Below are 7,754 nucleotides of genomic sequence, written 5' to 3'. Positions count from 1 at the left end.
TTACATTTCTCTTTTATGCCTTTGGCTATCTTCAATGAAAAAATGCTTAAAGTTAATAAACTTATGGTAGATTAATGTTACCGATGTGTCCGGCCACTTTTGTTACCTATGTGCCGGTCACACAATTTCTCATATGCTTATTCGCGGGAGAGGGTTGGGGTGAGGGCCCCACTTTAAAATTTAATAAATGTTAAAACCCTCACCCTAACCCTCTCCCGCGAATAGGCTAAGGTGAAGAAAAATAGTAATTTACGCTTGAAAAGATGGAGCAAGAGATCTAGGCATAAAGTCAGTGGTTTGCACGGGGCGGAATCCTATGCAATCGCCATAAGCCCCTCCCCCTTCAGAAATTCATTGCCGTTCTGCGGAAGAGATTGCCGGCTAACTTAAGTAATAATCCAATGTGTTATTTAGGGCAATTTCAATATCAGTTTTGGGTGTCCAATCAAGATATTTCTCTGCCTGTTTGATTGAGGGCACACGATTTTCGGTATCTTGATAAGATTTACCATAGACTTGCTCTTCGTCGACAGAAATAATCCGCGTTTGTTCCGCTAAATCGTGATATTTAGGATAAACCATTGCCAACGTTTTGATCTTTTCAGCGAGTTCACGGATAGTGATATTGTTTTCTGGATTACCAATATTAAAAATGCGATGGTTGGCGCATTCATCCTTATTTTCAATAATCTTCATCAATGCGTCAATGCCATCATCAATATAGGTAAAACATCTTCTTTGATTGCCACCGTTTACCAGGATAATATCTTTGTTATGTATGATGTTGCTGATAAAGCGTGATACCACTCGTGAATGCTCAGCTTCAGTTGAAAACACTTCATCTTGTTTGGGACCAATCCAATTAAAAGGCCGGAATAACGTGAATTTAAGGTCCCGATGTTTGCCATATGCATAGATGACACGATCTAGTAGTTGTTTTGACGCAGAATAGATCCAGCGCTCTTTTTCGATGGGACCCAAGATAAGTTTTGAGGTGAGCTCGTCGAATGCCGGTTCATCGCACATCCCGTATACTTCTGAGGTAGAGGGAAAAATTAACCGTTTGTTTGCTGCATGTACCAACTTAACAATTTCCAAATTGGCTTCAAAATCTAGTTCAAAAACTCTAAGTGGATCTTTTACATAGAGCGAAGGAGAAGCAATCGCAGCAAGGGGGAGGACGACATCACAAATCTCTAGATGCTTTTTAATCCAGTCTTTTTCTTTGGTCATATCACCTTGTTGAAAATGTAGACGAGAATATCGCATGCAATTTTCTAGACGATGAGATGAGAGATCCATGCCATAGATTTCCCAGTCAGTCTTACTTAAAATATTTTCAGTTAAGCGATTGCCGATGAAACCATTAATACCTAAGATTAAAATCTTCATGCTTTTGCCCTTCCTTATGATACTGTGATGTTTTCTATGGTGGGGGTTTTGACAACCTCTTGATTCTGTTCCATTACATTTTTGATGACAAAGCGGGGTCGTTTTAGAACTTCTTGATAGATGCGCCCGATATACTCACCTAATACTCCTAAGCCCAACAAACATAATCCCACTAAAAAGAAAATTATCGCGAAAAGGGTGAAGATCCCTTCCATTTCAGGCCCTATGATGGTTCTGCGTAAGATCATATAGATAACTAAGAAGCCACTGAGTACTGATATCACAATACCGAGTAATGTAAAAAGCTGTAATGGAACCAATGAAAAACCCGTAATCAGATCGAAGTTATAGCGAATCAAACGATAAAAATTATAGCTTGAGGTGCCAGCATGTCTGGGTTCATGGCTCACAGGAACTTCCGCCGGATTGCCAGCATAGGTAAGTGCGAGAGCTGGAATGAAGGTCGAGGCCTCTCCACTTGAAACCATCAAGTCTACAATTTCTCGGCGGTAGGCACGTAGCATACAACCTTCATCCTTCATGGTAATGCGAGGGGTAATACGCGCTCTAATTTTATTATGTAGTTTTGAAAAACAAACCCGCCAGAAACTATCTTGACGATTTTCACGGAAGCCGCCGACTACATCATGGCCTTGTTCTATTTTTTCTATAAAACTGGGGATGTCTTCGGGTAGATTTTGCAAGTCTGCGTCCATGGTAATAACAATTTGGCCTCGTACTTTTTCAAATCCCGCCATAATGGCCATGTGTTGTCCATAATTGCCATTGAAATGAATAATACGAATATTATGAGGTCGATTCTTATGCAATTCATTTAAGATGGCCTCTGAATTGTCTTTACTACCATCATTGGTGAAGATGATTTCATACGGCTTTTTTAGTTGATCCATAACGGTAGTTAATCGTGTATAGAGGGTATAAAGCACTTCTGCTTCATTATGAACTGGGATGACAACACTAATGTAAGGTAGGTTCATTAAAAATCCTCAAACGTACTATTAAAATTCATTATTGCATGATTAGCAGGCTAACTGCGGGCCACTAAATAAACACCGCACAATATCACAAAAATTCCCATCATGCGTGATATGGATAAAGTTTCATCGAAAAGGTAATAGGCTGTAACTGCATTTAACACATAGCCAAGACTTATCATGGGATAGGCATAACTTACATCGACTCTGGAAAGAACTAAAAGCCATGTTCCCACACTGATTACATATGAAAATAAACCTATGAGGATGTAAGGATTCGTCGCTATTTGCAGGCCGAGGGGTACAATCTTCGCCCAAACAAAATCAAATTGTCCCATACGGTTTACTCCTGCCTTTAAAAGGAGCTGAGCACCGGTATTCAAAACCACCCCAAATAAGATTAAAGGCATCACGGAAGATTTCATTGTTTAATATCCTGGTTACAAATTAATGCATATTTGCCTTCTTCCGTAATCACATAATATTTTAAAGAAGGGCAAGTGTTAAAATAGGGTAGATCTTGTTTTTTGAGAACCATAAATTTGCGGGTTTTATTTGGCCATTCAGTTTGAAGCTGTTGGTCATTAAGAAAAAGATCTTTGGTGTTTTGATGTTTAATTCCGAAGTCTAATTCCCCTCGCCAATTGACTATTTTGACCTTTCTACCGAGGTAAAATGGCAGATCTTGTGCGTAGTGATGAAAGGAGTAAATGATATCATCTGAACGGATAAATTTAACCAAATTGGTTGCAAGAGGCTTGATAGATCTCGTCTCGAATTGGTTATAATTATAGGTGGCGACAAGCAGTAAACAAGCTGTAGTTAATGCCAGGGAAACAAAGATAAAAAACCCGCTAATACGTTTGAAAAATAGTAGGATTATTCCGAGGAAAAGGGGGGTAACCCCTATGAAATTAGCCGTCATGTTTTCTAAAGGAGCAGAATGGGTAAAAACTAAGGCGGCAATATACATGATGATGGACGATATTAACGCCACCCCTAAACCAAATTTCATGCGTTCGGTATCATTAATATATTGACTAATATAACGCCCGGTCAAAATGGCCAAGGGCGCAAAAATAGGTAAGATATACGGAATAAGTTGCGAGTGCGAAAGCCAGTAAAAAAGAAATATTAAACTCGCCCACAACAGTAAAAATAGTTCAAAAGGATATTTTTTAAGATTTCGCCACGCTTGGAAATGTTCCTTCAAGGCTGAAAAAAGAAACCCTGTCCATGGGAAAAATCCAGCGAGTAGTACTACAGGAAAGAACCATAAGGGTTGGCTGCGGCCTGCATAATCTGTGAAATAGCGTAAAAATTGTTGATCAATAAAATAGAAATTGAAAAACTCAGGGTTTTTGAGTTGCACTAAAATATGCCAAGGTAAGGTGATAATTAAGAAAATTCCCGTTCCAGAGAGTAAACAATAGCTCGAAAGCTGACGCCACTGTCCTGTAACGCAAAGCCAAGTAAAAATGATCATCCCGGGGAAAATAACTCCAATAAGGCCCTTGGTCAGGGTGGCTAGAGCCGCAAAGAAATACATCAGCCATAAGTAATTACGTCGTGTTTTCCCCGCAGGATATTTATTTCCTACCATAAAGGCCAATAAACTGCCTATTAAAAAAACACTGACCGTCATGTCAATGGTTATAAAATGCGCCAATCCTGCATAAAGCATTGATGAGGCTAAAATTAATGTGGCGTAAAGAGCGGTTTGTCGATCATAAAGTTTGCGTGATCCGATATAGGTGAAAAGACAACCAAGAATTCCCATCAGCTCGGTGGCAAGTCGAAGTGACCATTCATTTAAGCCAAAAGCCTTAATACTGAGACTTTGCAACCAATAAAATAGTGCAGGTTTTTCAAAATATTTTATGCCATTAAGGCGGGGGGTTATATAATCTCCCGTTGCTACCATCTCACGCGGAATTTCAGAATATCGGCCTTCATCGGGAGGTGCTAACGGACGATTACTCATGCTAATGCTATACAAAAAACCAATAAGTAGGGTAAGCACAAAAAGGTCCGTCACCCAGCTTCGAGTCGCTTTTGGCATATTTGCTCACATATATTAACTGCCATTTGATATGGACAGAGAGATTTTGATAAAGGTCCAGTATTTTCGTATAAATTGCCTTTAAAGAGAAGCAAAAGTTGGATTAACCAGTGCATTTTTGGGGGTGGCCCGCCGCCCGTATTCGTGCTTAGAGACGGAGCCTCGTTGGTGAGTTCAAATGTCTCGACTCCGTTGCCTCGCCTCATTACGCGCCCTGACTACTGCCTTGTTTATTAGGATTGCTGTACAATGCGAAATACTAACTGATCAGCCTCTGGATTGGAGCTTCGATATTTGGCTGAACTCAACGAAAAATTAACAGAAACCACTCACCTACTTGAACGGCGCTTTTCTGTTAATTTTTCGTTGAGATTCAGCCAAATCTGAATTTTCATGCCGAGCGCTTAATTAGTGCTAAATAATTTTAATATTGAGCGAAATAATGGTTACACAAATTGTTATCTTTTTTTCCATATTACTGATTTTTTTAATCTGGCGTTTCAACCGCGACCGAATTCGCTATTGGGCAGCCTTGTTGCAAGAAAGAGGGTGGAGTAGCACTGTCCATTACGACCGATGCCTCACGGTTTTTAACAAAGTTTATGAAAACGTTAATCCCACCGAAATTTCCCTAAAAGAACGGCATGCAGCTGGAATGATGGGGGACACCACATATACTTACGGAGAAGTCGTTTTTTTTAGTTTTGTCCGGATCCTGGAGCGAGCTCATCCGCAACCGGGTGAAGTCTTCTACGATTTAGGATCAGGAGCCGGGAAGGCTGTTATGATTGCTGAATTAGTGTTTGATTTCTCGAAAACGTGTGGGATTGAGAAGCTAGCTGGGTTATATAAGTTAAGCGAAGCATTAAAAAATAAATTAGAAAATCTGCCTGAATATCAAAATTTACTGTCTCATAAACCTCTTAATATTCAATTTATAAATAACGATTTTTTAACCCAAGATATAAGCGATGGTGATGTTGTATTTATCAATGCAACATGTTTTAGAGGTGAGTTTTTTACTGCCATTATCGTACAATTACTTAAGCTCAAGGTAGGTGCGCGTGTTATTTTAGGCTCAGCCAATTTAGATGAAGTAGGTGGATTCAAGCCTCTATATTCGAATTTACATTTAATGAGCTGGGGGTTAAATTCAGTTAATATTTACGAACGAATATAATGGAATAAAAATATTATGGAAGATAAAAAAATATCACAATCGATGGACTTTGTTGCTGAAGAAAAAGTATTGGACAATTTTCTTAAAGCACGGGTGCAGTATATTAAAGATAATAAGTATCCTGCTATTTTAATAGCGGATCCCACTGCTCGTTTCGTGATGCATTTTGTCCCTGAGAAGTTTCAAGAAATAGAATTTGATATTAAAAAACTAGCACAACCTGCTAATTATTTACCTCCTTTTGGCGAAGATAAAAAAACAGTTATTTTTGATTATAATTTTGATGGGTTAATTTTCTATTCAACGATTCATGAAAAGCATGCATATACTCAGGTATTTAGAGACGGGCGTACCGAAACAGTTTTCGCCATCGCGCAGCGAACGCATGATGGAAGAGGCAATGAATTTTTCCCCTTACGTTTGCAAAAACGTTTTACTGCGAGTCTATCGAATCATTTAGCGGTGATGAACCGGCTATCGTTACCGGGGCCTTATTATCTTTATTTGCGGTTTTTGTCGGTTGAAAACATTCGTATTAGCGTTGATGACATTGCAAAAAGCGGCTATGAAGGAAAAGCGCGCAACAAACCATTACCCCTTAATGAGTTAATATTCCCCCGGTATAAGCTTGACGACGCTCACGTAGACGTAAAAAAATGTCTACAACCTTTTTTCGACACTATCTGGAATGCGTTTGGTTTTCAGGAAACGCCGCATCTAAAAAAAGCTAAAAGTTAAATAGTATGTGACTGTTCAGTCAGATATAGACGTTCTTGCCGAACTAATTTAGTGCTGAATAGTTATAATATTATAAAGAGGTGCGTGCTGCAAAGGCGCGAGCGAGGGTGTTAACATTAAGATATTCCAATTCACCGCCTACGGGTACGCCGTATGCGATGCGAGTGCATTTGATCGGATTATCTTTAACCATGTTAGCAATATAATGAGCGGTAGCTTCACCTTCCACCGTAGTGCTTGTGGCCAAAATCATTTCTTGAATAGGTAGTTTTTTGAGTCGTTCAGCTAATTTTTCTATACCTATCTCTTTAGGACCTATCCCATCGAGAGGGGATAGGTGTCCCATTAAAACAAAATAATGTCCGCGAAAATTCCCTGTTTGCTCAAAAGCGATAACGTCCATAGGCGTTCCGACTACACACAGTAAGGAAGGGTCCCGCTTGGGGTCATCACATAATCGACACAACTCATTTTCGCATAAGGTATGACATTGCGTGCAGTGGGCTACTTCGGTCAACGCCCGGTTTAAAATACGGGCTAAATGTAAACCATTTTCACGATTATGCTGTAGTAGTTGAAATGCCATGCGCTGCGCTGTCTTGGGCCCCACACCGGGAAGACAACGTAACGCATTAATTAACTGTTCAATCAACGGACTCGACATAAGATTATTCTTCTTCTTTATCCTGAGCGCCTGGAATGCCTAATTTTTTAGTAAGATCAAACATCTTCTTCTCTGAGGCTTTTTCAATTTCGCGAGTGGCGGCATTATTTGCTGCGGCAACTAAATCAGCGAGGAATTCCAAATCTTCGCTCTTTACCTTTGGATCAAAAATAACACGCTTTGTGTCATGACGGCCATTCATATAAACAGTCACCAAACCGCCGCCGGCTTCGCCTTTATATTCTTGGCGAGATAAATCATCATGGGCCTCTTTCATGCTTTGTTGCATTTCTTGGGCCATACGCATTAATTCTTTTAGATCTGGAGTGTCCGCCATGTTGAATTCCTCGATGTTGATAAATAAGCGGTTATACTAACTTTAATTGCGTATTTTTGCTAGTCGCAGCCTGATTATCACATCCGCTACTATTGGTAAAGGTGCTTAAGCATTATACAGATATCGAATTTACAATTCGGTTACTCCAATTTATTGACCGTGAAATTACAGTCCCCGATTTCTCACTTGAAATTCTTTGTACTGGACAAAAATTTAAAAAGGCTTATTGCGAGGGTGACAATAATGCCGTCGTCCGCGGCCAAACACCTCCACGTCGTCCCGCGGCCAAACACCTCCACGTCGTCCCGCGATTTATTCGCGGGATCCAGCATCGGATTTGGATCCCGCGAATAAATCGCGGGACGACGGAGAGGGATGGGTTCCGG

Annotated in this window: 8 protein-coding genes; 2 read left to right on the top strand and 6 right to left on the bottom strand. The window is 40.0% G+C overall.

Annotated elements, in window-relative coordinates; all coding sequences use genetic code 11:
* Positions 1-381: 381 nt before the first annotated feature.
* From H0U71_08300 to H0U71_08285, 4 genes are read right to left on the bottom strand one after another with little or no spacing between them, the layout of a single operon-like run.
* Complete coding sequence (locus H0U71_08300) at positions 382-1,392, bottom strand: bifunctional UDP-4-keto-pentose/UDP-xylose synthase (GenBank protein ID MBA2655046.1); 1,011 nt, start codon at positions 1,390-1,392, stop codon at positions 382-384.
* Between the two features lie 14 nt (positions 1,393-1,406).
* Complete coding sequence (locus H0U71_08295) at positions 1,407-2,390, bottom strand: glycosyltransferase (GenBank protein MBA2655045.1); 984 nt, start codon at positions 2,388-2,390, stop codon at positions 1,407-1,409.
* Between the two features lie 50 nt (positions 2,391-2,440).
* Positions 2,441-2,797, bottom strand: a complete 357-nt coding sequence (locus tag H0U71_08290; protein MBA2655044.1) for an EamA family transporter — start codon at positions 2,795-2,797, stop codon at positions 2,441-2,443.
* Between the two features lie 11 nt (positions 2,798-2,808).
* Complete coding sequence (locus tag H0U71_08285; GenBank protein ID MBA2655043.1) at positions 2,809-4,449, bottom strand: glycosyltransferase family 39 protein; 1,641 nt, start codon at positions 4,447-4,449, stop codon at positions 2,809-2,811.
* A gap of 442 nt (positions 4,450-4,891) precedes the next feature.
* Here H0U71_08285 and H0U71_08280 point away from each other — a divergent pair, with 442 nt between their 5' ends.
* A complete protein-coding gene (locus H0U71_08280) occupies positions 4,892-5,629 on the top strand; it encodes a hypothetical protein (protein ID MBA2655042.1) in 738 nt (245 codons plus the stop codon).
* A 15-nt stretch (positions 5,630-5,644) separates the two neighbouring features.
* A complete protein-coding gene (locus H0U71_08275) occupies positions 5,645-6,367 on the top strand; it encodes a hypothetical protein (GenBank protein ID MBA2655041.1) in 723 nt (240 codons plus the stop codon).
* A gap of 70 nt (positions 6,368-6,437) precedes the next feature.
* On the opposite strand, the gene recR is transcribed toward H0U71_08275, so the two are convergent.
* Positions 6,438-7,031 carry a recombination protein RecR gene (gene recR / locus H0U71_08270; protein ID MBA2655040.1) on the bottom strand — a complete coding sequence of 198 codons (594 nt, stop codon included), beginning with the start codon at positions 7,029-7,031 and terminating at the stop codon, positions 6,438-6,440.
* Between the two features lie 4 nt (positions 7,032-7,035).
* Positions 7,036-7,368, bottom strand: a complete 333-nt coding sequence (locus H0U71_08265; protein MBA2655039.1) for a YbaB/EbfC family nucleoid-associated protein — start codon at positions 7,366-7,368, stop codon at positions 7,036-7,038.
* Positions 7,369-7,754: the final 386 nt, after the last annotated feature.

The organism is Gammaproteobacteria bacterium, from assembly GCA_013697705.1.
Lineage (GTDB): Bacteria > Pseudomonadota > Gammaproteobacteria > UBA6002 > UBA6002 > UBA6002.
This window is presented reverse-complemented; position numbering and strand designations above follow the sequence as displayed.